We start from the raw sequence: 271 nt of genomic DNA on the forward strand, positions 1-271 counted from the left end.
TTACATGGTGACCTTTCACCTAAGAAGCAAGGACGTGTTGGTGATAATGACGTTGACGGTCGTTACGTTTCATGGGTTAACGCCAAGAGATTTTGGTTAGATCACAACTGGGACTAAAATTAAATTCCTTTAATTCCCAAAAGCTAAAGAAAACCAGCTTAGTCCAATTGACTAAACTGGTTTTGTTTTACTCAAAATTATCTTGCTTGATAAAACGATAAAGTGCAATGACTAAAACTAAGATCGAACACGCAATCCCTACATAGGCCAT

Annotated in this window: 1 pseudogene; it reads left to right on the plus strand. The window is 37.3% G+C overall.

Going from position 1 to position 271, the window contains the following annotated elements:
* Positions 1-117, plus strand: a pseudogene (locus tag CP367_RS10565) (aggregation promoting factor surface protein); the annotation flags it as partial.
* Between the last annotated feature and the right edge of the window lie 154 nt (positions 118-271).

Origin of the sequence: Lactobacillus sp. UMNPBX16 (assembly GCF_002553775.1) — a bacterium.
Classification (GTDB): Bacteria; Bacillota; Bacilli; order Lactobacillales; family Lactobacillaceae; genus Lactobacillus; species Lactobacillus crispatus.